This is a genomic window from Stenotrophomonas sp. YJH_SMC_25 (genome assembly GCF_059369595.1).
This window is the reverse complement of sequence record NZ_JCAFSV010000021.1, coordinates 15,715-36,997: the sequence shown is the minus strand read 5'-3', so window position 1 is coordinate 36,997 and position 21,283 is coordinate 15,715. Positions and strand designations below refer to the sequence as shown.

General features: G+C 66.7%; 23 protein-coding genes. 15 read left to right on the top strand and 8 right to left on the bottom strand.

Features of this window, described 5'->3' with window-relative positions; genetic code table 11:
* Genes coxB through AC5P7E_RS19855 form a run of 5 tightly spaced genes read left to right on the top strand, consistent with a single transcriptional unit; the run spans position 1 to position 4,351 of the window.
* Entirely contained in the window at positions 1–957 is a 957-nt protein-coding gene (gene coxB, locus AC5P7E_RS19875; protein WP_043035491.1) for a cytochrome c oxidase subunit II, read from the top strand.
* A 59-nt stretch (positions 958–1,016) separates the two neighbouring features.
* Positions 1,017–2,624, top strand: coding sequence for a cytochrome c oxidase subunit I (gene ctaD, locus AC5P7E_RS19870; RefSeq protein ID WP_005407790.1), 1,608 nt, complete (start codon positions 1,017–1,019; stop codon positions 2,622–2,624).
* 8 nt (positions 2,625–2,632) lie between these two features.
* Positions 2,633–2,875, top strand: a complete 243-nt coding sequence (locus AC5P7E_RS19865; protein ID WP_111193943.1) for a hypothetical protein — start codon at positions 2,633–2,635, stop codon at positions 2,873–2,875.
* Entirely contained in the window at positions 2,872–3,462 is a 591-nt protein-coding gene (locus AC5P7E_RS19860; RefSeq protein WP_005412023.1) for a cytochrome c oxidase assembly protein, read from the top strand. Before AC5P7E_RS19865 ends, AC5P7E_RS19860 begins: the two co-directional genes overlap by 4 nt.
* 13 nt (positions 3,463–3,475) lie before the next feature.
* A complete protein-coding gene (locus AC5P7E_RS19855; protein WP_049396186.1) occupies positions 3,476–4,351 on the top strand; it encodes a cytochrome c oxidase subunit 3 in 876 nt (291 codons plus the stop codon).
* 20 nt (positions 4,352–4,371) lie between these two features.
* Here AC5P7E_RS19855 and AC5P7E_RS19850 read toward each other — a convergent pair whose 3' ends face one another.
* Complete coding sequence (locus AC5P7E_RS19850) at positions 4,372–4,590, bottom strand: twin transmembrane helix small protein (protein ID WP_005412025.1); 219 nt, start codon at positions 4,588–4,590, stop codon at positions 4,372–4,374.
* A 57-nt stretch (positions 4,591–4,647) separates the two neighbouring features.
* On the opposite strand from AC5P7E_RS19850, the gene AC5P7E_RS19845 reads away from it, so the two are divergent.
* The 5 genes from AC5P7E_RS19845 to AC5P7E_RS19825 all read left to right on the top strand — a co-directional run bounded on the left by AC5P7E_RS19845 (position 4,648) and on the right by AC5P7E_RS19825 (position 9,065).
* Positions 4,648–5,361 carry an SURF1 family protein gene (locus AC5P7E_RS19845; RefSeq protein WP_099562852.1) on the top strand — a complete coding sequence of 238 codons (714 nt, stop codon included), beginning with the start codon at positions 4,648–4,650 and terminating at the stop codon, positions 5,359–5,361.
* 108 nt (positions 5,362–5,469) lie between these two features.
* Positions 5,470–6,039, top strand: a complete 570-nt coding sequence (locus AC5P7E_RS19840; RefSeq protein ID WP_114619150.1) for a redox-active disulfide-containing membrane protein — start codon at positions 5,470–5,472, stop codon at positions 6,037–6,039.
* 10 nt (positions 6,040–6,049) lie between these two features.
* Positions 6,050–7,213: a COX15/CtaA family protein gene (locus AC5P7E_RS19835; protein WP_005407797.1), complete on the top strand. Its 1,164-nt coding sequence runs from the start codon at positions 6,050–6,052 to the stop codon at positions 7,211–7,213.
* Between the two features lie 4 nt (positions 7,214–7,217).
* The gene (gene cyoE / locus AC5P7E_RS19830) at positions 7,218–8,111 is read left to right on the top strand and encodes a heme o synthase (RefSeq protein WP_005407798.1); all 894 of its coding nucleotides are present in this window, start codon (positions 7,218–7,220) and stop codon (positions 8,109–8,111) included.
* Between the two features lie 147 nt (positions 8,112–8,258).
* Positions 8,259–9,065, top strand: a complete 807-nt coding sequence (locus AC5P7E_RS19825; RefSeq protein WP_065183831.1) for a calcium-binding protein — start codon at positions 8,259–8,261, stop codon at positions 9,063–9,065.
* A gap of 116 nt (positions 9,066–9,181) precedes the next feature.
* Here AC5P7E_RS19825 and AC5P7E_RS19820 read toward each other — a convergent pair whose 3' ends face one another.
* From AC5P7E_RS19820 to rpsU, 6 genes are all read right to left on the bottom strand, one after another.
* The gene (locus AC5P7E_RS19820) at positions 9,182–10,153 is read right to left on the bottom strand and encodes a bile acid:sodium symporter family protein (RefSeq protein ID WP_043035496.1); all 972 of its coding nucleotides are present in this window, start codon (positions 10,151–10,153) and stop codon (positions 9,182–9,184) included.
* Positions 10,154–10,184: 31 nt separating this feature from the next.
* Entirely contained in the window at positions 10,185–10,685 is a 501-nt protein-coding gene (locus AC5P7E_RS19815) for a protein tyrosine phosphatase family protein (protein WP_076739838.1), read from the bottom strand.
* A gap of 28 nt (positions 10,686–10,713) precedes the next feature.
* Positions 10,714–12,453, bottom strand: a complete 1,740-nt coding sequence (dnaG, locus tag AC5P7E_RS19810; RefSeq protein ID WP_033833640.1) for a DNA primase — start codon at positions 12,451–12,453, stop codon at positions 10,714–10,716.
* A 60-nt stretch (positions 12,454–12,513) separates the two neighbouring features.
* On the bottom strand, positions 12,514–13,434 hold the full coding sequence (locus AC5P7E_RS19805; RefSeq protein WP_049396179.1) for a YihY/virulence factor BrkB family protein: 921 nt from the start codon (positions 13,432–13,434) through the stop codon (positions 12,514–12,516).
* Between the two features lie 105 nt (positions 13,435–13,539).
* Entirely contained in the window at positions 13,540–13,983 is a 444-nt protein-coding gene (locus AC5P7E_RS19800) for a GatB/YqeY domain-containing protein (protein ID WP_005412032.1), read from the bottom strand.
* A 134-nt stretch (positions 13,984–14,117) separates the two neighbouring features.
* Entirely contained in the window at positions 14,118–14,333 is a 216-nt protein-coding gene (rpsU, locus tag AC5P7E_RS19795; RefSeq protein ID WP_002808376.1) for a 30S ribosomal protein S21, read from the bottom strand.
* A 166-nt stretch (positions 14,334–14,499) separates the two neighbouring features.
* Here rpsU and tsaD point away from each other — a divergent pair, with 166 nt between their 5' ends.
* Entirely contained in the window at positions 14,500–15,525 is a 1,026-nt protein-coding gene (tsaD, locus tag AC5P7E_RS19790) for a tRNA (adenosine(37)-N6)-threonylcarbamoyltransferase complex transferase subunit TsaD (protein ID WP_043035499.1), read from the top strand.
* A gap of 33 nt (positions 15,526–15,558) precedes the next feature.
* Here the strand turns inward: tsaD and AC5P7E_RS19785 are convergent, their stop codons facing one another.
* Positions 15,559–16,212, bottom strand: a complete 654-nt coding sequence (locus AC5P7E_RS19785; RefSeq protein WP_114619151.1) for a hypothetical protein — start codon at positions 16,210–16,212, stop codon at positions 15,559–15,561.
* Between the two features lie 353 nt (positions 16,213–16,565).
* Between AC5P7E_RS19785 and folB the strand changes: the two genes are divergently transcribed.
* From folB to AC5P7E_RS19765, 4 genes are all read left to right on the top strand, one after another.
* Positions 16,566–16,919, top strand: coding sequence for a dihydroneopterin aldolase (gene folB, locus AC5P7E_RS19780; RefSeq protein ID WP_005407807.1), 354 nt, complete (start codon positions 16,566–16,568; stop codon positions 16,917–16,919).
* A gap of 91 nt (positions 16,920–17,010) precedes the next feature.
* Positions 17,011–18,282 (top strand): mechanosensitive ion channel family protein, encoded by a 1,272-nt coding sequence (locus tag AC5P7E_RS19775; protein ID WP_114619152.1) that lies wholly within the window; start codon positions 17,011–17,013, stop codon positions 18,280–18,282.
* Between the two features lie 128 nt (positions 18,283–18,410).
* Positions 18,411–20,585 carry a glycoside hydrolase family 3 N-terminal domain-containing protein gene (locus AC5P7E_RS19770; protein ID WP_114619153.1) on the top strand — a complete coding sequence of 725 codons (2,175 nt, stop codon included), beginning with the start codon at positions 18,411–18,413 and terminating at the stop codon, positions 20,583–20,585.
* A gap of 130 nt (positions 20,586–20,715) precedes the next feature.
* Positions 20,716–21,261 carry a hypothetical protein gene (locus tag AC5P7E_RS19765; RefSeq protein ID WP_062606927.1) on the top strand — a complete coding sequence of 182 codons (546 nt, stop codon included), beginning with the start codon at positions 20,716–20,718 and terminating at the stop codon, positions 21,259–21,261.
* Positions 21,262–21,283 lie beyond the last annotated feature (22 nt).

The following is a 21,283-nucleotide window of genomic DNA, read 5'->3' as shown; positions in this document are numbered from 1 at the left end:
ATGAAGCAAAGCAGCAGGTGGGGCACGAAGTGCGTGAACGCGGTCGCCGCGATGCTGGCGACCGGGGGACTGATGCCGGCGTTGGCCTGGGCCCAGGCGGCCGATCCGAAGCCGTGGCAGCTGAACATGGGCAAGGGGGTGACCCAGACCTCGCGCCTGGCCTGGGAATCGAACAACCTGTCGTTGATCATCTGCACGGTGATCGGCGTCATCGTGTTCGGGGCGATGGCCTACGCCATCTTCAAGTTCCGCAAATCCAAGGGCGCGGTCGCGGCCACCTTCAGCCACAACACCAAGGCCGAGATCATCTGGACAGTGATCCCGGTGATCATCCTGATCGTGATGGCATGGCCGGCCACGGCCAACCTGATCAAGATGTACGACACCCGCGATGCCGAGATGACGGTGAAGGTCACCGGCTACCAGTGGATGTGGAAGTACGAATACCTCGGCGAGAACGTCACCTTCACCAGCCGCCTGGACCGTGAGTCCGACCGGGTGCGGCAGAGCGGCATCGTGCCGACCCGCGAAAGCCATCCGCACTACCTGCTGGATGTCGACAACCGCCTGGTGCTGCCGGTCGATACCAAGGTGCGTTTCGTCATCACCTCCGACGACGTGATCCACGCCTGGTGGGTGCCGGCGCTGGGCTGGAAGCAGGACGCCATCCCCGGCTTCATCAACGAAGCCTGGACCAGCATCGAGCAGCCCGGTGTCTACCGCGGCCAGTGCGCCGAGCTGTGCGGCAAGGACCACGGCTTCATGCCGATCGTGGTCGAGGCGGTGTCCAAGGAGGACTTCAGGAAGTGGCTGGCGCAGCGCAAGCCGGCGCCGCCCGCCGAGCCCACCACGCCTGCGGCACCTGCCGAACCGACTGCACCGACGGGCGAGGCACCGGCCGCGCCTGCTGCTGCAGAAGCCGGCAGCGCGCCTGCCACCGCGGCCAGCGGAGCGTGATGTAAAGCCCGCGGCCGTTCGCGGCCGCGGTGACAACCGATTCTGAGAGGTGTTTTGCAATGGCGCACTCGGCAGTTGGGCACGACGATCACCATCACCACCAGAGCTTCTTCGAACGTTGGTTCTTCTCGACCAACCACAAGGACATCGGCACGCTGTACCTCGGTTTCAGCTTCATCATGTTCATCATCGGCGCGGCGATGAGCGTGGTGATCCGCGCAGAGCTGGCGCAGCCGGGCCTGCAGTTCGTCAAGCCCGAGTTCTTCAACCAGATGACCACCGTGCATGCGCTGGTGATGATCTTCGGTGGCGTGATGCCGGCCTTCGTCGGCCTGGCCAACTGGATGATCCCGCTGCAGATCGGCGCGCCGGACATGGCGCTGCCACGCATGAACAACTGGTCGTTCTGGTTGCTGCCGGTGGCTTTCAGCCTGCTGCTGCTGACCCTGTTCCTGCCGGGCGGTGCACCGGCCGGTGGCTGGACGCTGTACCCGCCGCTGTCGCTGCAGGGCGGCTACAACGTTGCCTTCAGCGTATTCGCCATCCACGTGGCCGGCATCAGTTCGATCATGGGCGCGATCAACATCATCGCCACCGTGCTCAACATGCGTGCGCCGGGCATCGACCTGCTGAAGATGCCGATCTTCTGCTGGGCCTGGCTGATCACCGCCTTCCTGCTGATCGCGGTGATGCCGGTGCTGGCCGGTGCGGTGACCATGCTGCTGACCGACAAGTTCTTCGGCACCAGCTTCTTCAACGCCGCCGGTGGCGGTGACCCGGTGATGTACCAGCACATCTTCTGGTTCTTCGGCCATCCCGAGGTCTACATCATGATCCTGCCCGCCTTCGGCGTGGTCAGCGAGATCATCCCGACCTTCAGCCGCAAGCCGCTGTTCGGCTACCAGGCGATGGTGTACGCCACCGCCGCGATCGCCTTCCTGTCGTTCATCGTCTGGGCCCACCACATGTTCACCGTGGGCATGCCGCTGGGCGGCGAGATCTACTTCATGTTCGCCACCATGCTGATCTCGATCCCGACCGGGGTGAAGGTGTTCAACTGGGTCAGCACCATGTGGCGGGGCTCGCTGACGTTCGAGGCACCGATGCTGTGGTCGGTGGCCTTCGTCATCCTGTTCACCATCGGTGGCTTCTCCGGCCTGATGCTGGCGATCGTCGCCGCCGACTTCCAGTACCACGACACCTACTTCGTGGTCGCGCACTTCCACTACGTGCTGGTGACCGGTGCGGTGTTCGCGCTGATCGCCGCGGTGTACTACTGGTGGCCGAAGTGGACCGGGCGGATGTACAGCGAGAAGTGGGCCAAGGTGCACTTCTGGTGGTCGATCGTATTCGTCAACCTGTTGTTCTTCCCGCAGCATTTCCTCGGCCTGGCCGGCATGCCGCGTCGCATTCCCGACTACAGCGTGGCCTTCGCCGACTGGAACCTGATCAGCTCGATCGGTGCGTTCGGCATGTTCGTCACCCCGTTCATGATGGCCGCGATCCTGCTGTCGTCCCTGCGCAACGGCGAGAAGGCCGAGGCCCGTTCCTGGGAAGGCGCGCGCGGCCTGGAGTGGACGCTGCCGTCGCCAGCACCGGCACATACCTTCACCACGCCGCCGACCATCCGTCCGGGAGATCTGGCGCATGACGACATCACGCATTGAGGTGAGGCATGCATAACGAGAGCCCGCTGCCGATCGGTAGAGTCGACTGTCAGTCGACTCGCGAAGTGCAGCCGACTAACAGTCGGCTCTACCAAAGCCAAAGCCAAAGCCAAAGCCAAAGCCAGACCGAAGCCCAACGCCAAGTCATCGAACAGCAACGGCAGCGCGCCAGGCGCACGGCGATGTGGGTCGGCGCCATCGCCGTGCTGGTCTACGTCGGTTTCATCCTCAGCGGGGTGATCGGCCGATGAGCGAGGCGCCAGCCAGCACACCGTCACGCAGTGCGGGGCTGCCGCGCCTGATCGGTGTGGCGGTGGCGGTGTTCCTGCTCACGTTCTCGCTGGTGCCGCTGTACCGCATCGCCTGCGAGAAGGTGTTCGGTGTGCGCCTGGAACGCGGCCCCGGTGGCGAAGCCAGTGCAGGCGCCGCCACCGGCAAGCGCACCGTGCGCGTGGAGTTCGATGGCGGCGTCAATTCGCGCCTGCCGTGGTCGTTCCATCCCGAACAGCTGACCATGGACGTGGTGCCCGGCGAACTCAACGAGGCGCTGTACTTCGCCCGCAACGACAGCCAGCAGGCGGTGGTCGGCAGTGCGGTGCCTTCGGTGGCGCCGGCGCGTGCCTCGGGCTTCTTCAGCAAGACCGAATGTTTCTGTTTCACCGCGCAGACGCTGCAGGCTGGCGAGAAGCGCGACATGCCGGTGCGTTTCATCGTCGATCCGGACCTGCCGCCGGAGATCAAGACGATCACCTTGTCCTACACCTTCTATCGCAACGACGCGCTGTCCGATCGGCTGGCCCCGGCCGCCACTTCGGAAGGCGCGCACGCCGCACCCTGACCCGGATACCGACATGGCCCAGACACCGACCGACGCCAACGTGTACTTCGTCCCGGCCCAGAGCAAATGGCCGTTCGTGGGTTCCATCGCGATGATGGTGACCATGGTGGGCGTGGCCAGCTGGCTCAACGATGCCAGCTGGGGACGCTGGACCTTCTACATCGGCATCGCGATGCTGGTGCTGACGTTGTTCTGGTGGTTCAGCGACGTGGTGCGCGAGTCGCAGGCGGGCAACTACAACCACCAGGTCGATGGCTCGTTCCGGATGGGAATGATCTGGTTCATCTTCTCCGAAGTGATGTTCTTCGGCGCCTTCTTTGGCGCGCTGTTCTACACCCGCAACCTGGGCCTGTCGTGGCTGAGCGGCGAAGGCCGCGGGGTGATGACCAACGAGCTGCTCTGGCAGGGTTATTCCGCCGGCTGGCCGACCAACGGGCCGGCGGCGATCGGTGGCGCGTTCCAGACCATCCCGGCCTGGGGCCTGCCGCTGATCAATACGCTGATCCTGCTCACCTCCGGCGTGACCTTGACCATTGCCCACCACGCGCTGAAGGCCGGCAACCGTCGCCAGCTGCTGATCTGGCTGGGCCTGACCGTGGTGCTTGGCCTGGTCTTCCTGACCCTGCAGGCGGAGGAGTACATCCACGCCTACAAGGAACTGAACCTGACGCTCGGCTCGGGCATCTACGGTTCAACGTTCTTCATGCTGACCGGCTTCCACGGCGCGCACGTGCTGCTGGGCACGATCATGCTGATCGTGATGTGGCTGCGTTCGGCCAAGGGACACTTCACCCGCGACAACCATTTCGGTTTTGAAGCGGCCGCGTGGTACTGGCACTTCGTCGACGTGGTGTGGCTGATGCTCTTCATGTTCGTCTACGTGCTTTGACCGCGCACGCATCGGTGGCCTCAGCCGCCGATGCCGTGCGGTTTGATCCAGCCCATGTAGATGCTCACGATCACCAGCAGGATCAACGCAACCGACACCGCGATGCGGCGCGTCAGTGCGTTGACCGTGCGCTTGGTCTGGCCGCGGTCGACCAGCAGGTAATACAGGCCGGCGCCCAGATTCCAGACGATGACGATCAGAAACGCGATTACCAGCAGGGTCTTCAGCGAATCACTCATGCGCGGCTCGAGGGCAGGGTGGATGCGCCTATCTGACCGCGTTTGCGCGGACTTGTCATGATGCGCCAGCACACGCGCGTGATCGGATGGCTGCTGGCGGTGCTGGCAATGGTTGGTTTCACCGCATTGGGGCTGTGGCAGCTGCAGCGCATGCATGCCAAGCAGGCAATGTTGGATGCACAAGGTCCAGCTGTGGCACAGGCGCTGCCACTGGCGCAGGCTCTGGTTGCACCTGGCGCCTTGCACGGCGTGGCCGACCACGGTCGCTTCCTGCCCGGCGTGGTGCTGCTGGACAACCAGACCCGGCACGGCCGCGCGGGCGTGAAGATCTATCGCCCGTTCCGCAGTGACGAGGGCAGCGTGCTGCTGGTCGATCTGGGCTGGCGCGCGCTGCCGCCCGATCGCAGGCTGCCGGATGTGCCGTCGCCGCCTTCGCCGGTGGCGGTGCGTGGCCTGCTGGCGCCGCCGCCGTCGGCGGGGCTGGCCCTGGGCCCGGCGTTCTCCGCTACCGATGAGGCCGGGCGTTGGCTGGCCAGCCGCTTGCCCGCCGAGGGCCTGGCGGCGGCGCTTGGCCTGCCGGCATTGCCCGATCGCGTCCTGCGACTGGACCCGGCGCTGCCCTTCGGCGACGAACGCGACCTGGACCTGCTGCCGAACACGCTGCCGCCGCAACGCCACCTGGGCTACGCCGTGCAGTGGTTCGGCCTGGCCCTGACCGTGCTGGTGGTCGCGCTGGTACTGGAGTGGCGCAGGCGACGTGCTGCCCGGTAGTGCCGGCCGCTGGCCGGCAACCCCCGCATTCCTGGATGCCGGCCGGCGGCCGGCGCTACCGCGGCGTCACACCCGCATCCCTCACCCAACCATGAGAAAATGCCCCGCATGAACACTGCTACGTCCCCGCAGGCGCGCGGCTCCGGCCGCCGGACCCTGGTGCTGCTGTTTGCCGTGTTCTTCGGGGCGATGGCGCTGGCCGCCGTGCTGCGCTTCTCTGGCTGGCAGCCCGCCGGGCACCGCAATGCCGGCCAGCTGCTGAAGCCGCCTGTGGACCTGCGCCAGCAGGCGCCGACCCTGGCCAACGGCCAGCCGTACCCGTGGAACCCCGAAGCCCGTACCTGGCGCCTGCTGGTGGCGCCTGCCGGTGCCTGCGACGTCCAGTGCGTCACTTTGTCGCAGGGACTGGGCAAGGTGTGGCAGCTGTTCGGCCATAACGCCGATAATGTCGAAATCCTGTGGCTGGGAACGCCACCGGCGTTGATCGCCTCGCTGCCCGCGCTGCGGCCGCTGGCTCCGTCGCCAGCACTGCGCGCGGCCCTGCCCGGCGTCGACGATCCGGCTGGCCTGCCGGTCTACGTGATCGATCCGAACGGCTTCGTGATCATGCGTCATGCCCCGGGCACCGACCTCGGTGGCCTGCGCAAGGACATGGCCACGTTGCTGAAACTGAAGTGAGTCCCGTTTGATGAGCCTTTCCGCGCGTCCGGCGCTGCACCGCAATTTCCACCGCCTGGCGTGGTTCGCCATGATCATGACCGCGAGCACGATCATGTTCGGCGCCTTCGTGCGCCTGTCCGATGCCGGCCTGAGCTGCCCGGACTGGCCGACCTGCTATGGCCAGGCCACCTGGCCGCAGCACGTGGAAGAGACCATCGGCCACCCGGCGGCGGAGATCCGCCCGCTGGAGACCCACAAGGCCTGGCGTGAACAGGTGCACCGCTTCCTGGCCGGCGCACTGGGCATCGAGATCCTGACCCTGGCGCTGCTGGCCACGCGCAAGCGGCGATTCGGAAGCACGGCGGTGGTGACCGCCTGCGTGCTGGTGGCCGCCGGCATACCGCTGTACATGATGGGCTGGCATGGCACCGCCAGTACCTTGGCTCTGATCGGCGAGGCGATCCTGCTGATCGCCGCGCTGCGCTGGAGCAACATCGACCTGGCGCGCGCTGCACTGCTGACCCTGGCCGTGGTGATCTTCCAGGCCCTGCTGGGCATGTGGACGGTGACCCTGCTGCTCAAGCCCATCGTGGTGATGGGGCACCTGCTGGGCGGCATGCTGATGTTCGCGCTGCTGGTCTGGATGGCCTGGCGCGCCACGCACATGCCGATCACCCTGGCCGAAGCACCGAAGCTGAAGTGGGTGCTGCGCATCGGCGTGGCGGTGCTGGTCACCCAGATCGCATTGGGCGGCTGGGTCAGTGCCAACTACGCGGCGCTGGCCTGCGGCGGCGGCAGCGCCTCGCTGGACAACTTCCCGCGCTGTGCCAACCAGTGGTGGCCGCAGCACAACTTCGTCGAAGGCTTCACCCTGTGGCGCGGCATCGGCGTGGATTACGAAGGCGGCGTGCTGGATGGCGCCTCGCGTATCGCCATCCAGATGGCGCACCGGCTGTTCGCGGTGGTGGTGGCCGTCTACCTGCTGTGGCTGGGCGTGCGCCTGTTCCGCCTGCCGAGCATGCGTGGCTGGGCCAGCGCGCTGATCGCGCTGCTGGTGCTGCAGGTCACCCTCGGCATCCTCAACGTGAAGCTGGCGCTGCCGCTGGAAGTGGCGGTGGCCCACAACGGCGTGGCCGTTGCCCTGTTGTTCGTGCTGGTCAGCCTGCTGGCCCGCCTGCGCGCCCCGGACTGATTCCATGTTTTCCAATTACCGCCAGTACTGGGACCTGACCAAGCCCAAGGTCGTTGCCCTGATCGTCTTCACCGCCCTGGTCGGCATGGTCCTGGCCATTCCGGGCGTGCCGAGCTGGGAGCAGGTGCGCGCCGGCGTGCTCGGTTTCCTCGGCATCTGGCTGGCGGCCTCGGCCGCGGCAGCCATCAACCAGCTGCTGGACGCGCACATCGATGCGCAGATGGCGCGCACCTCGTGGCGTCCGCTGGTGGTGGGCAAGGTCAAGCCATGGCAGGTGCTGGTGTTTGCCGGCGTGCTGATCGTGCTGTCGATGACCATCCTGGTGCTGTGGGTGAACCTGATCACCGCCGTGCTGACCTTCGCCTCGCTGATCGGCTACGCGGTGATCTACACCGTGTACCTCAAGCGTGCGACCTCGCAGAACATCGTCATCGGTGGCCTGGCCGGCGCGATGCCGCCGATGCTGGGCTGGGCGGCGGTGACCGGCATGCAGGGCTCGTCGGACTGGGCGTACTCGTCGCTGCTGGTGCTGATCATCTTCATCTGGACCCCGCCGCACTTCTGGGCGCTGGCGATCTTCCGCCGCGAGGATTACGCCAAGGCAGAGATCCCGATGCTGCCGGTGACCCACGGCGTGGTGCATACCCGCAAGCAGATCATGGTGTATTCGGTGGTGCTGGCGCTGGTCTGCCTGCTGCCGTACCTGGTGGGCATGAGCGGTGCGTTCTACCTGGGCGGCGCGATCGTGCTCAACGCGGTGTTCCTCTGGTATGCCTGGCGCATGCTCAACCCGCCGGACGAATTGTTCTCGATGAAGATGTTCTATTACTCCATCGTGTACCTGATGGCGCTGTTCGCCTTCCTGCTGGTGGACCACTGGATCCTGCCCTGGTTGTGAGGGGCTGCCCTTTTGTAGAGTCGAGCCACGCTCGACTCAGGCCCGGTCTGATGGCGGGAGCATCCACGCACGGCGTGGATCTACTTGAACCGCGGTTGCTGCGTCGCCATTGCTGTTCCTGACCGCAAAGGAAAGGAAGGCGCAGGGATGCATTCGATCTTCCGTTGGACCACCGCGCTGCTGCTGGCGCTGGGTGTGGCCCTCACCGCGCATGCCGATGACACCGCCGCGCAGATCCGCCAGCATGCCGGTGAGCACCGCCTGCTGGTACTGGGCGAATTCCATGGCACCCGCGAGACCCCGTTGCTGGTACGCCAGCTGGTGGACGACTACAGCCGCAACGGCCCGGTCCTGCTGGCGCTGGAACTGCCACGCGCCGAGAACCCTGTGCTGCGCGACTATCTGGAATCCGATGGCGGGGTCAGGGCGCGCCGGCACCTGCACGGCCGCGCGTTCTGGACCGTGCGCGATGACCAGCATGATGGTCGCCGCAGCCGCGACATGCTGGCGATGATCGAAGGCCTGCGTGTGCTGAAGACGCAGGGGCGCGTGATCGAAGTGGTTGGCTATGACGTCAATGCCAGCAGTGGCGGCAACCAGGCGCGCGATGACTTCATGGCAGCCGAATTGCGACGGCTCTATCGAGGGTTGCCAGACAATGCACGCATGCTGGTGCTGACTGGCAATGTCCACGCCATGCTGCGGCGGCCGGAAGGTATGCCGCCGGAAATGCAGAGGCAGCCGATGGCCTCCCAGCTGCGGGACCTGGATATCTACAGCGTGCGGTTGGGTGCGCTGCGTGGCCAGGCGTGGGCGTGCGCGGACCGTTGCATGGCGCGGCCACTTCCAGAGCAGGTGGCCCCGCGGCTGCGGGGCGATACCCATGCGGAACGGGCGTACGACCTGTGGGTGTGGATGCCGGAGCTGAGCGTCGGCACGCTCGTGGATCCGTAGCGTCAGGCAACCCATCCACGCATGGCGTGGATCTACTGGTGGTTCACGCCATCCGTGGTTTGGAGTAGACCCACGCCATGCGTGGATGGTCTACCCGGAACAACCCGCGCGCCCTGTCAGGGCGTGCGCCGCGCATAGCGCTGCGCGATCACGCCGCAGACGATCAATTGGATCTGGTGGTAGATCATCACCGGCAGCACGATCGCGCCCAGGCTGCCGCCGGCGAACAGCACCTTGGCGATCGGCACGCCGGTGGCCAGGCTCTTCTTCGAGCCGCAGAACACGATGGCGATCTCGTCCTCGCGGTTGAAGCGCAGCCGCCGGGCGATGAAGGTGATCAGCGGCATGGCGATGCCGAGCAGCACGGCAGCCACCACGGCCACGGCCAGCAACGAGAGCAGCGGTGTCTTGCTCCACAACCCTTCGGTCACCGCTTCGCCGAACGCCGAATACACCACCAGCAGGATCGTGCCCTGGTCGGTGTAGCGCAGCAGCGCGCGCTGCTTCTCCACCCAGCCGGCAATCCACGGCCGCAGCAGGTGGCCGGCCACGAACGGCACCAGCAGCTGCAGCATGATGCCGCCGATCGCGTGCAGTGGGTCATGCACGCCGCCGGAGGTGCCGGCCAGCGCGGTCAGCAGCAGTGGGGTCAGGAACACGCCGAGGATGCTCGACAGCGAGGCGCTGCACACCGCTGCCGGCACGTTGCCGCGGGCCATCGAGGTGAACGCGATGGACGACTGCACGGTGGACGGCAGGGTGCACAGGAACAGCACGCCCAGGTACAGCTCCGGAGTCAGCAGCCAGCCCGACAGTGGCTTGAACATCAGCCCCAGCAGCGGGAACAGGAGGAAGGTGCAGGCCAGGATGGTCAGGTGCAGCCGCCAGTGCAGCATGCCGCCGATGATCGACTCGCGCGGCAGGCGCGCGCCATGCAGGAAGAACAGCGCGGCGATGGCGACGGTGGTGACATCGTCGAGCACGATGGCGGCGGCGCCCTTCATCGGCAGCAGCGAGGCCAGGCCGACGGTGCACAGCAGGGCGAGGGTGAAGTTGTCCGGTCGCAGGCGCGACCACCAGCGGGTCATGGTGGGCAGAGTCCTTGGTGCGGAGGGTGGTTCAGGGCGAGGTGACCGGTGTGGCCAGGCGCTGGCGGGTGGCGGCTTCCAGCGACTTCAGGCCGGCGCGCTGGCCGAGCTGAAGCGCCTGCTCCGGGCTGGCATGCTCATAGCGGGCATTGACCAGGCCGAGCACGGCACCGGCGCGGTTGCCGGAGGCGCAGTGCAGCAGCACCGGCCCCTGGCTCTGCTGCAGGGCCTGGTGCACGGCGCGCACATTGGCCGCGTCCAGGCCCTCGGCGCCGGCCACCGGAATGCGCACATAGCGCAGGCCCAGCGATTCGGCCGCGTGGATTTCATCGAAGCCCCGGTCCTCGCCAGGCTGGCGCAGGTCGATCACCGTGCGCACGCCCTGCGCGGCCAGGGCCTGCAGCTGTGCGGCGCTGGGCTGGCCGCCGGCATACAGGCCAGAGCGGACTTCGTTGAGGGGCGTGTCTTCGGCCAGGGCCGTCAGTGACAGGCAGAGTGACAACAACAGCAGGCAGGTCAGGCGCAGCAGCATGGTCCTCTCTCCGTGAAACGTTCTGCTGCTACAGGCGCAGCCCGGCGCGGGCCTTCAGCAGCTCGCGCAGTTCGTATTTGTCAGTATCGTCCAGACCCTGCTGGCGCTGCTTTGCCAACAACTCCTCCAGACGTTGCACCAGCAGCTGTTTCTCCAGCTGGGCCACTGCGTCGTGCAGTTCCTGGGTCCAGCTGGCTTCGGTGCCGGGCAGCGTCTGTGCGGCCAATGTATGCAGCGAGGCCTGTTCCTCGCGGCCGTCGAAGTGTTCCAGCAGGGCGCCGGTGCTGATGTCCGGGCGCTGTTCGACCAGCCCCAGCAGCTCCAGAAGCAGTTCCACACCGGGCAGGCGCAGGCCCTGGAAGTGATGCTTGCCGCCCAGGGTCAGCGCCAGCGAGGGTTGCTGCAGCAGCACGGCGATCGCGCCGCGCACCAGGCTGCGCCTGGCCACCGGCTGGATCGTGCGCGAAGGCTGGCGTTGCGGCATCGGCGTGCGTGCAGCCTGGGCGTTGCCGCCGAGCCCGGTCAGCTGCGCCAGCTGCTGCTTCATCAGGTCGCCGAAGGCACCGTCGGGAATCTGCGCCAGCATCGGCTTTGCGCGCTCGGCCAGGCGTGCCTTGCCATCGAGCGTGCCCAGGTTGATCTCGCGGGTCAGTTCGTCGAAGAAGAACTGCGACAGCGGCGTGGCCTGCTTCAGGCGCTCGTTGAAGGCCTCGGCGCCTTCCTTGCGCACGATGGTGTCCGGGTCCTCGCCATCGGGCAGGAACAGGAAGAAGGCCTGGCGGCCATCCTTCATGCGCGGCAGCACCGACTCCAGCGCCTTCCAGCCGGCGCGGCGGCCGGCGGCGTCGCCGTCGAAGCAGAAGAACACGTCCGGCGCGTTGCGGAACAGCAGCTCGGCATGGTCCGGCGTGGTTGCGGTACCCAGTGTTGCCACCGCCTGGGTGACACCGAACTGGAACAGCGAGACCACGTCCATGTAGCCCTCGACCACGATCAACCGCTCGATCTTCTGGTTGGCCTGGCGCACCTGCCACAGGCCGTACAGTTCGCGGCCCTTGTGGAACAGCGCGGTTTCGGGCGAGTTGAGGTACTTGGGGCCGTCGTCCTTCTCGAACACGCGGCCGCCGAAGGCGATCACCCGGCCGCGACGATCGAAGATCGGGAACATCACCCGGTCGCGGAACTTGTCGTAGACATGGCCGCGATCGTTCTTGGAGAACAGGCCGGCGCGGTCGAGCAGCTTCATGCGCCGCTCGTCCTTGCCCAGTGCATCGCGCAGGCCGCTGTACCCATCCGGCGCATAGCCGATCTGGAAGCGCGCGCGGTTCTCTTCGTCCACGCCACGCCCATCAAGGTAACTGCGTGCCTTGTCGCTGCCTTCCAGGTTCTTCTGGAAGAACCGGGCGGCGGCATCCAGTGCCGAATACAGCTCGCGGCTGTCGTCCTGCTGCTGGGGGCTGCGCGGGTTCTCGTTGCGCGGTACTTCCATGCCCGCGCGCTTGGCCAGCTCATCCACCGCGTCGAGGAACTCGAGGCGGTCGTAGTTCATCAGGAAGCTGATCGCGGTGCCGTGCGCGCCGCAGCCGAAGCAGTGATAGAACTGCTTGGTGGGCGAGACCGTGAACGACGCGGAGCGCTCGTCATGGAACGGGCAGCGCGCGGCGTACTCCTTGCCCTGGCGCTTCAAAGGCACGCGGCTGCCCACCACCTCGACGATGTCGGTGCGGGCGAGCAGGTCGTCGATGAAAGCGTCGGGGATACGGGCCATGGGCAACAGGGCAGGGCGCGGTGCAGGACCACGCGACGGAACCGGGGCGGTTGGCCTAGTTTACCCCCTGTCGGGCACCTGGCTGGCGGTTGCCGGATCAATGCCGGCTGCGGCCAGGTGATGACGCGCGCGCAGGCGCTCATCGATCACCGCCGTCATCAGGGCGCCAACGAAGAACACGACGGTGGCGTAGTAGATCCAGACCAGCGAGATCACCAGCGCGCCCATCGAGCCGTAGGCACTGCCGGGGGCCACGGTGGCGATGTAGACGCCGATGCCGTACCGGCCCAGTGCGAACAGTGCCGAGGTGATGACGCCGCCGATGAAGGCCTGGCGCCACGCCACGCGACGGTCGGGCAGGTAGTGGTACATGAAGGCGAAGCCGACTGCGTACAGCAGCAGGCTCGTGACGTACCCCAGCGCGGGCAGGATCGAGGGCAGTTGCGCGAAGGCCACCTGCAGCACCGTGGTGGCGGTCATCGACAGGATCAGCAGGAAGCCCAGCGCCAGCACCACGCCGAACGAGAACACGCGCTTGCGCAGCCAGGCCTTGAGGCCTTCCAGGCGCTCGCCGCTGGTGCGGAAGATCAGGTTCAGTGCGTTCTGCAGCTGGGCGAACACGGCGGTGGCGCCGACGAACAGCAGCAGCGTGCTCCACACACCCGCCAGCGAGCCGACATCCGGCTGGTTGTCGGCGTTCTTCAGAACGGTTTCGGCCACGGTGGCCGCGCTGCTGCCGGCCACCGAGCTGATCTGGTCGATCAGTGCCTGCTGGGCCGGTGGGTACAGCGAGGCGGTCAGCCACAGCAGCAGCACCAGCAACGGTGCCATCGACAGCAGGGCGTAGAAGGAGACGGAAGCTGCCTGGGTCAGCACGTCGACGTCGATGAAGCGCTTGGCCACCGCCATCGGGAAGCTGTCCTGCAGGCGCTTGATGTACTTGTGCAGTGACACGGGAACGTTGGGCTCGGGTTCAACCATGTGTGCGGTTGTAGCAGGCGACCGACGAAGGTGCGGTGAAGCGGGTGCATCAATGGGGTCAGAGCCCTTCCGCGTCGCGGAAGGGATCCGACCGCAAGTGCTGGATTACGCCAGCAGCTGCTTGACCAGCTTGGAGACCAGGCCCATGTCGGCCTGGCCGGCGAGCTTGGGCTTCAGTGCGCCCATCAGCTTGCCCATGTCGGCCGGGCCGGAGGCGCCGGTTTCGGCGATGGCGGCCTGGATGGCGGCCACGATCTCGGCTTCGCCCATCTTGGCCGGCAGGTAGGCTTCGATGACCACGATCTCGGCGCGCTCGATCTCGGCCAGGTCTTCGCGGTTGGCGGCTTCGTACTGGCTGACCGAGTCCTTGCGCTGCTTGACCATCTTGTCGAGCACGGCGATCACGGCGGTGTCGTCCAGTTCGATGCGCTCGTCCACTTCGCGCTGCTTGATGGCGGCATTGATCAGGCGGATCACGCCCAGCTTGTGCTTCTCGCCCGCCTTCATGGCGGCCTTCATGTCTTCGGTGAGCTGCTGCTTCATGCTCATGAGGAACCTCGTGGTGGTAGGTGGGGCGGGGGCGGATGCCCGAACCCGGAAACGCAAAAAGCCGGCGACGCTCGCGCGTGCCGGCTTCGGCTCCATCGCGACAGGCAGGCCCGCCGCAATGAAGATGCGTCCGATCAGTACAGGCGCTGACGCTTGGTGACGTCGCGCGACGAGCGGCGCAGCTGACGCTTCACAGCAGCGGCGGCCTTGCGCTTGCGCTCCTGGGTCGGCTTTTCGTAGAACTCGCGCTTGCGGGTTTCGGCCAGCACACCGGCCTTTTCGCAAGTGCGCTTGAAGCGGCGAAGAGCAAACTCGAAGGGCTCGTTCTCGCGGACTTTGACGCTGGGCATGGAATCTCCGGGACACAGTAGAACCGGGTCACGCCCGGCGAGCCGCACATTATAGCGGCGAATAGACAAACTGCAAGCGGCCAACCCTGAATACGGGCCGGAAGTTCGAAAGCAGTGAGATCTGCACATCCCCCGAGGGGGCGGCAGGGGCGTCATAATAGCAGGCATGCGAGTCCTTGGCATCGAATCTTCCTGTGATGAGACCGGCGTGGCGGTGTATGACACCGGCCTGTCCGGCAGCGCGGCCCTGCGCGCCCATGCGGTCTACAGCCAGATCGCCCTGCACGCCGAATACGGTGGTGTGGTGCCAGAGCTGGCCAGCCGCGACCACGTCCGCAAGCTTCTGCCGCTGGTGCGCCAGACCCTGGCCGAAGCCGGTCTGGGGGTAGACGATATCGATGGCGTGGCCTATACGGCCGGTCCCGGCCTGGTCGGCGCGCTGCTGGTGGGCGCGGGCGTGGCGCGTTCGCTGGCCTGGGCGCTGGAGGTACCAGCCGTGGGCGTACACCATATGGAAGGCCACCTGCTGGCCCCGCTGATGGAAGACGACCCGCCGGAAGCGCCGTTCGTGGCACTGCTGGTGTCCGGTGGCCATACCCAGCTGGTGGCGGTGGATGCGATTGGCCAGTACCGCCTGCTGGGCGAAACCCTGGATGATGCGGCCGGCGAGGCCTTCGACAAGACCGCCAAGCTGATGGGGCTGCCGTACCCGGGCGGCCCGCAGCTGGCCAGGCTGGCCGAGCAGGGCACGCCGGGCGCGTACCGCTTCGCGCGGCCGATGACCGACCGCCCGGGGCTGGATTTCAGCTTCTCCGGCCTGAAGACCCAGGTCCTGATGGCCTGGCGCGACAGCGACCAGAGCGAGCAGACCCGTGCCGACATCGCCCGGGGCTTTGAAGATGCGGTGGTCGAGACCCTGTCGATCAAGTGCGAGCGCGCGCTGGACGCGGCGGGGACCAACGTGATCGTGGTGGCCGGTGGCGTCGGCGCCAACAAGCGCCTGCGCGCCCGCCTGCAGCAGATGGCCGAGCGCCTCGGCGGCCGCGCCTGTTTCCCGCGGCCGGCGCTGTGCACCGACAACGGCGCGATGATCGCCTTCGCCGGCGCCCTGCGCCTGCAGGCCGGCCAGCACAGCCCGCCGAAAGTGGATGTGACCCCGCGCTGGGACATGGCGACCCTGCCGGCGGTGTGAACCGGTTGCGCCGGGCCACGGCCGGCGGACGCATTACCAATGCACTGCCAACGGCGACGCGGCCAACACCGTCGTCGCCCGCTCATGGCGTTGCAGCCAGCCCAGCGTGTGTGGGCAGCGGGCATGGATCAGCCGCCCGATCGCGGCCAGGTCGGCGCCGATGTCGCGCTCGAGGATGGGCTCGTGATGGGCGATGCGGTTGCGCAGGTGGCGGATGCGGTCGAGGTCAGCATGGATGTTCGTGCGGACCACGCTGAGAGCATCCTGTGGCGCGTTCGGCAACGCAATCTTCAAGCCCCGCGCCCAGATGGCTCCCTCGAAGCGCCGCGTGAAAAGCTGCTGCCAGAAAGCGAAACGAAGACTGGCGATGATCTCCGGAGTGTCCATCCGAGGATCTGCCTGTCTATGGATATCCTGCAAGGCCGACAACGCGCCATCTGCTGGCATCCGCTGCAGCAGTGCGGGATGCCAGGGCCAGCGCGGCCCGAAGGTATGCGCCAGCGCCGCGGCCACTGCATTGCGGATTACGATTTCACAGACGTGCGGAGGAGATAGCAGCGCGCCGCACATCTGCATGTTCCATACGTAAAGTGAGGCGGCGTCCAAACAGTGCCGGTATGCAATGCGTTTGTACGTCGCCCACCGTGGGCGTGACAGCGCTGCCTGCAGGATTCGTTGCTCTCTCATCAAAACGGGACCACATGGCGGATCACTAGCCTGCGCTGGTTGCCGCAGGCGTGATATCGGGCAATGCCGCCGTGTCAGGCAGCAAAATTCCTGTATCGCCTTGGGCATCCTCCAGTATGTCGTGATTGACTCTGGACCGTAGAGGAAATGAACGTCACGATCTGCATCGTGTGCTCCGGGACTCGCGGCTGGATTCCAGCTCCCCCCGGGGACGTTGATAGGTACCAAAGGGCCCCGCTAGCAGGGCCCTTTGTTTTTTCCGGGCCGCCCCACGCCGGTGGCCCGCCGCCTGTTCCGGGCAGGCTCACCGCCGTGCCGGTACCATGGCCGTCTGTATTCGGCTGGTAACCGCAATGGACAAGGTTTTCATCGAGGGGCTGACGATCGACGCCCTGATCGGCATCTACGATTGGGAGCGGCGGATCCGCCAGGACCTGGTGTTCGACCTGGAAATGGGCTTCGACAACCGTCGCCCCGCAGCCACCGATGACATCGCCCACACCCTGAACTACAAGGCGGTGAGCAAGCGCCTGGAACAGTTCGTGCGCGAGTCGGAGTTCGGCCTGGTCGAGACCCTGGCCGAGCGTTGCGCGCAGATCGTGCTGGACGAATTCGACGTGAAGTGGCTGCGCCTGAAGCTGAGCAAGCCGGGCGCGGTGCGCGGCGCGCGCGCGGTGGGCGTGATCATCGAACGCACGCGGGACTGACCCGGTCGCGCCGGCCATTGGCCAGCAACCCCGGTAGTGCCGGCCGCTGGCCGGCAACCTTGGCAACAACGAAACAGACAGGAGACAACCGATGGTGGACGCGGTGGTGGCGGTACAGTGGCTGGAACGGCTGCAGAACACACTGGAACCCTATCCTGGCGCCTACCTGGCGTTGATGATCTCGGCGCTGCTGATCGCCGCTGGCCTGGCCAACTGGGTGACCAAGCGCATCCTGCTGCGCGGGCTGCGACGCCTGCTCAGCCGCCTGCCGGGCGCTGATACCGGCCGCGGCAGCCACCTGATGCGGGTGATCTCGCGTCTGTCCAATGTGGTGCCCAGCCAGGTGATCGCCTCGGGCATCCGCATCGTGCCGGACCTGCCGCCGGGGCTGGTGAGCTTCATCATCGGCGCCTGCCAGGCGTGGGCGATCCTGACCGTGGTGCTGGCCATCTCGCATGCGCTGGATGCGGCCAATGATCTCTACGAGCGCCGCCCCGAGGCACGCAACAAGCCGATCAAGGGGTACCTGCAGGTCGCCAAGATCGTCATCTTCGTGATCGCCGGCCTGTCGATCATTGCCACCCTGGCCGGCGTCGACCTCCGCTATCTGGTCACCGGTCTCGGCGCCGCCACCGCAGTGCTGATGCTGATCTTCCAGGACACCATCCTGTCGCTGGTGGCCAGCGTACAGATCAGTGGCGATGGTCGTGTGCGCATCGGTGACTGGATCGAGATGCCCAGCCAGAACGCCGATGGCGATGTGATCGACATCGCCCTGCACACCGTCACCGTGCAGAACTTCGACAAGACCATCACCACCATCCCGACCAAGAAACTGGTGACCGAGTCGTTCAAGAACTGGCGCGGCATGCAGGAGGCGGGTGGGCGCCGGATCAAGCGCGCGCTGTACCTGGACCAGCACAGCGTCGGCTTCCTGGATGAGGGCGACCTGGCCTTCCTCGGTGAATTCGCGCTGCTGCGCGACTACCTGCAGGCCAAGGAGCAGGAGCTGGGGCAGTGGAACGGGCGCCTGCGCGAGCAGGGCGTGGCCGAGGTCAACAGCCGCCGGGTGACCAACCTGGGTACCTTCCGGGCCTATGTGGAGCGCTACCTGCGCAGCCACCCGGGCATCCATACCGACATGACCCTGCTGGTACGTCAGCTGCAGCCAACCACCGAAGGTCTGCCGCTGGAGCTGTACTGCTTCACCCGCAGCACCGCCTGGGGTGAGTACGAGGCGGTGCAGTCCGACATCTTCGACCACCTGCTGGCGATCCTGCCGGCCTTCGGCCTGCGGGTGTTCCAGGCCTCCAGCGACGCCATGTTGATGGCCGGGCAGCGCCAGTTGGCCGGCTCGGAGTAAGCTGCGGTGCCCCCGGCGGGGCCATACGGACCCCGCTGGTGGCTGAAACTGAATGAACAAACCCCTCGCCAAATCGTCCGGGATCGCTAGAATGCCGGGCTTGTAAACGTTTTCATCAAGGACTGCCGGTGGCCTCCGATCGCATCGAATCCCTCATTGCCCAGATGACCGTCGAGGAAAAGGTCGGCCAGCTGGGTGTCTTCGCGGACATGGTCCGCCCGTTCGCCCCGGACGTGAACCCGGAAGCCAACGTGCGCAATGCCGACCAGGTGCTGCAGCAGGTGCGCGAGGGCAAGGTCGGCTCGCTGTTCAATGGTGTGGGCGCCGAACTGGGCCGCCGGATCCAGCAGGTCGCCACCGAAGAGAGCCGCCTGGGCATCCCGGTGATCCTGGCGGCCGACGTCATCCACGGCATGCGCACCGTGTTCCCGATTCCGCTGGGTGAGGCCGCCAGCTTCGAGCCGGCGCTGGCCGAGCGCACCGCGCGCGCCACCGCCATCGAGGCCACCGCTGCCGGCCTGCACTGGACCTATGCCCCGGCCGTGGACATCGCCCGCGACCAGCGCTGGGGCCGTGGCGCCGAAGGTGCCGGTGAGGACGTGGTGCTGGGCTGTGCCTTTGCCGCCGCCCGCGTGCGCGGCTTCCAGGGCAGCGACCTGCGCGCCGCCGATTCGCTGCTGGCCACGCCGAAGCACTTCGCCGCCTATGGCGCGGTGATGGCCGGCATGGAATACAACATGGTGGACATCTCGCCGCAGACCCTGCGCGATGTGCACCTGCCGCCGTTCAAGGCCGCCTTCGACGCCGGCGCGATCACCGTGATGTCCTCGTTCAACGACATCAACGGCGTGCCGGCCAGTGCCAACGCCGAACTGCTGACCGACATCCTGCGCGGTGAATGGAAGTTCCCGGGCGTGGTGATCTCCGACTACACCGCCGATATGGAACTGGTCGCGCACGGCTATGCCGCCGACGACCGCGATGCCACCGCCAAGGCGTTCACCGCCGGCCTGGACCTGAGCATGCAGAGCGGCTTCTACGCCGAGCACCTGCCGGGCCTGGTCGAGAGCGGCGAGGTGCCGATGGCGGTGCTGGATGAGGGCGTGCGCCGCATCCTGTGGCTGAAGGAAACCATCGGCCTGTTCGACGACCCGTACCGTTCGCTGGACCCGGCGCGCGAAGCCGATACCTCGTACCTCGCCGCGCATGACGAACTGTCGCGCGATGCCGCGCGCCGTTCGATCGTGCTGCTGAACAACCGCGACAACGTGCTGCCGCTGCAGAAGACCGGGCAGAAGATCGCGCTGATCGGCCCGTTCGTGCAGGACCGCGAGAACATTGAAGGCTGCTGGACCCTGTTCGGCGACAAGCAGCGTTACGTGGATCTGGAAACCGGCGTACGCGCCGCCATCGGCGATGAAGCGCTGCTGGAGATCGTGCCGGGCTGCGAACTGGAAACTGCCATTCCGGGCGGCACCGAAGCCGCCGTGGCGGCCGCGCTGCGCGCCGACGTGGTGGTGCTGGCGCTGGGCGAACCGCAGCGCTACAGCGGTGAAGCGCAGTCGCGCGTGGAGATCACCCTGCCGCCGGCACAGCAGGCACTGGCCGAGGCGGTGGCGATGACCGGCAAGCCGCTGGTGGTGCTGCTGCGCAACGGCCGTGCGCTGGCACTGCAGGGCGCGGTGCGCAACGCGCACGCGGTGGCGGTCACCTGGTACCTGGGCACGCAGACCGGCCATGCCGTGGCTGATGTGCTGTTCGGCGACTACAGCCCGTCCGGCCGCCTGCCGGTCAGCTTCCCGCAGGTGTCCGGCCAGCAGCCGTACTTCTACAACCACCCGCGCACCGGCCGCCCGGAACTGCCGACCATGTCTGAGTTCAAGGCTCGCTGGCGCGAGATCCCGAACGAGCCGCTGTACCCGTTCGGCCACGGCATCGGCTACACCACCTTCGCCTACGGCGTGCCGCAGCTGAGTGCGGCGCGGCTCGGCTGGGACGACACCCTGACCATCACCACCACGCTGACCAACAGCGGCGACGTGGCCGGCGAGGAAGTGGTGCAACTGTACATCCACGACCGCGTGGCCAGCCGCGTGCGTCCGGTGCGTGAACTGAAGGACTTCCGCAAGGTGGCACTGCAGCCAGGCGAGTCGACCGACGTGGTGTTCACCCTCACCCGCGAGCAGCTGGCCTTCACCGGCCGCGACGGCGTGCTGCGTGCCGAACCGGGCCACTTCGACCTGTGGGTCTGCGCGTCCTCGGCGGCCGGCGAAGCCGTGCAGTTCGAGCTGCTGAAGGCCTGATCGAAGAAAAAGGGGACGGAGGGGATTAAGTCGTTTGTGCCACTGACGACTTAATCCCCTCCGTCCCCTTTTTGTTGTCCTCACCGCGGCGGCGCTACCATCGGGCTCCCTGTTTCGATGGAGTGCGCGCATGCGCCGGATGGCTTGTCTGATTCCCGCCCTGATGCTGGCCGCCTGTTCGCAGCCGGCGGCACCGCCGGCCGAGCCTGCGGCGGATGCACCGCCGCCGATGGAGGCCAGCGCCCCGGCAACGCCTGCGGCATCTGCCACTGAACCCGCTGCTTCGGCACCGGCCGCGGCCGCAGCGGAAGCGCCCGCCGAAGACGCACGCGCACGCATCGAAACGCTGCTTGGCGATGCGGCGCAGTTCGAGAAGGTCTTCAATGCGTTCAAGGCCGCCGTGGTTGGCGGCGATCGCGCTGCGGTGGTCGAGGAAGTGCGCTTTCCATTGAACGTCGGTGGCGGAAAGAAGATCACCGGCCCCGGTGAGTTCCAGCGCAACTACGAGAAGATCATCACCCCGGCGGTGGTCAAGGCGGTGTCCGAGCAGGATTTCGGCAAGGTGTTCGTCAACCAGCAGGGCGTGATGATCGGCAGCGGCCAGGTGTGGTTGAACGGGCAGTGCCTGGACCAGGCCTGCACGAAGACCGAGGTGAAGGTCATCACCATCCAATGAACGCAGACGGCCCCGCGTGCGG

Coding starts and splice junctions, on each gene's coding strand:
- AC5P7E_RS19825 (WP_065183831.1), top strand. CDS start 8,259: ATGCATTCGATCTTCCGTTGGACCACCGCGCTGCTGCTGGCGCTGGGT.
- AC5P7E_RS19805 (WP_049396179.1), bottom strand. CDS start 13,434: ATGGTTGAACCCGAGCCCAACGTTCCCGTGTCACTGCACAAGTACATC.
- AC5P7E_RS19855 (WP_049396186.1), top strand. CDS start 3,476: ATGGCCCAGACACCGACCGACGCCAACGTGTACTTCGTCCCGGCCCAG.
- AC5P7E_RS19785 (WP_114619151.1), bottom strand. CDS start 16,212: ATGAGAGAGCAACGAATCCTGCAGGCAGCGCTGTCACGCCCACGGTGG.
- AC5P7E_RS19845 (WP_099562852.1), top strand. CDS start 4,648: ATGATGCGCCAGCACACGCGCGTGATCGGATGGCTGCTGGCGGTGCTG.
- cyoE (WP_005407798.1), top strand. CDS start 7,218: ATGTTTTCCAATTACCGCCAGTACTGGGACCTGACCAAGCCCAAGGTC.
- AC5P7E_RS19850 (WP_005412025.1), bottom strand. CDS start 4,590: ATGAGTGATTCGCTGAAGACCCTGCTGGTAATCGCGTTTCTGATCGTC.
- dnaG (WP_033833640.1), bottom strand. CDS start 12,453: ATGGCCCGTATCCCCGACGCTTTCATCGACGACCTGCTCGCCCGCACC.
- coxB (WP_043035491.1), top strand. CDS start 1: ATGAAGCAAAGCAGCAGGTGGGGCACGAAGTGCGTGAACGCGGTCGCC.
- folB (WP_005407807.1), top strand. CDS start 16,566: ATGGACAAGGTTTTCATCGAGGGGCTGACGATCGACGCCCTGATCGGC.
- AC5P7E_RS19775 (WP_114619152.1), top strand. CDS start 17,011: ATGGTGGACGCGGTGGTGGCGGTACAGTGGCTGGAACGGCTGCAGAAC.
- AC5P7E_RS19835 (WP_005407797.1), top strand. CDS start 6,050: ATGAGCCTTTCCGCGCGTCCGGCGCTGCACCGCAATTTCCACCGCCTG.
- rpsU (WP_002808376.1), bottom strand. CDS start 14,333: ATGCCCAGCGTCAAAGTCCGCGAGAACGAGCCCTTCGAGTTTGCTCTT.
- AC5P7E_RS19820 (WP_043035496.1), bottom strand. CDS start 10,153: ATGACCCGCTGGTGGTCGCGCCTGCGACCGGACAACTTCACCCTCGCC.
- tsaD (WP_043035499.1), top strand. CDS start 14,500: ATGCGAGTCCTTGGCATCGAATCTTCCTGTGATGAGACCGGCGTGGCG.
- AC5P7E_RS19840 (WP_114619150.1), top strand. CDS start 5,470: ATGAACACTGCTACGTCCCCGCAGGCGCGCGGCTCCGGCCGCCGGACC.
- ctaD (WP_005407790.1), top strand. CDS start 1,017: ATGGCGCACTCGGCAGTTGGGCACGACGATCACCATCACCACCAGAGC.
- AC5P7E_RS19800 (WP_005412032.1), bottom strand. CDS start 13,983: ATGAGCATGAAGCAGCAGCTCACCGAAGACATGAAGGCCGCCATGAAG.
- AC5P7E_RS19860 (WP_005412023.1), top strand. CDS start 2,872: ATGAGCGAGGCGCCAGCCAGCACACCGTCACGCAGTGCGGGGCTGCCG.
- AC5P7E_RS19865 (WP_111193943.1), top strand. CDS start 2,633: ATGCATAACGAGAGCCCGCTGCCGATCGGTAGAGTCGACTGTCAGTCG.
- AC5P7E_RS19765 (WP_062606927.1), top strand. CDS start 20,716: ATGCGCCGGATGGCTTGTCTGATTCCCGCCCTGATGCTGGCCGCCTGT.
- AC5P7E_RS19815 (WP_076739838.1), bottom strand. CDS start 10,685: ATGCTGCTGCGCCTGACCTGCCTGCTGTTGTTGTCACTCTGCCTGTCA.